1 protein-coding gene is annotated in these 1,021 nt (G+C 48.7%); it reads right to left on the minus strand.

Translation table 11 applies throughout. The features are described from left to right. Positions 1-700 (minus strand): Fic family protein (locus tag ACQ4M5_RS41785; protein ID WP_430681697.1); only part of this gene is annotated, 700 nt, incomplete at its 3' end. Positions 701-1,021: the final 321 nt, after the last annotated feature.

A 1,021-nucleotide genomic window follows, 5' to 3' on the forward strand; every position in this document is an offset into this window, starting at 1 on the left:
TACTGCCAATGCCAATGCGCTGAAAATAAGCATGGGAAAAGAGCCTCACGACACGTCCATTGCCGTCTAGAAACGGGTGAATCCAGGCAAATCGATGATGAGCAGCAGCAGCAGCCAGAATTTGATCGACCTTCGAGAGCCGCTCTGGTTGGTAGACTTGGGCAAAGCGATCGAGAAATCGGGTCAAAGTTTCTGGTGGTGGCGGAACGTGGCGACCAATTTGGACATTCACCGATCGCCAAGCTCCAGGTTGAACAGAGACTTCGCCAAGCTGCCAGAAGGCTTCGGGCAACCGTTGATAAAACTCGTGATGTAATCTTTGGATGAATTCTGGGCTGACGACATCTAGTGTTTGCCACGTCGGATCGAGATCGAGGAGTGTTTGAACTTCAATGTGCGCTTTGGCTTCGAGTTGTAAGTTACGCTGTTCTAAATCGCTGGAAAAGTCCTGTGCTAGAGCGCGTTCGATATCGATCGGGCGGGTGCGATGTCCTTCGATCAGATTGCTGTAATAGCAGTTCATTGATCGCACTAATTCACCGAGCGCTCGCAGCACAATCCGATGCAATCCCTGAGTCAGTTGACCTGATTTTGTGGCAAGTGCGATCGCTAAGTCTTCCAAGTTTCGTGTGCGTTGAGGATACACAGGTTCGAGAAGGCTTGGGTCGTACTGCCGATAGGGAATCGCTGACTCAGACATATTGCCGATTATAAATATCTTCAAAATGAATGTAAATTATAGCTTATGAGCTTTCACAAAGCAGTTTTTGCCGATCTTTTTGCCGCTTGTAATTCTTGTCCTTTGCTTGTCTCTAAGAGGGTGTTTGAAAAGTATAAAAAGCGGCTTTGCTGCGTTGCCAGTCCGCCCGGAAATGAATCTCCGGGCTAATGGAAGAAACCCCGCTGAAGCGGGCTAAGAGAGCAATACGGAGTTCTTAGCCCAGTTTAGTGGGCTTCCCACGATTAGCCCGGAGATTTATTTCCGGGCGGGTGAATGCGATCAACGATTACTTCTCAAACA

This window comes from Leptolyngbya sp. AN10, assembly GCF_050565645.1.
In the GTDB taxonomy this organism is placed as follows: Bacteria; Cyanobacteriota; Cyanobacteriia; order Leptolyngbyales; family Leptolyngbyaceae; genus Leptolyngbya.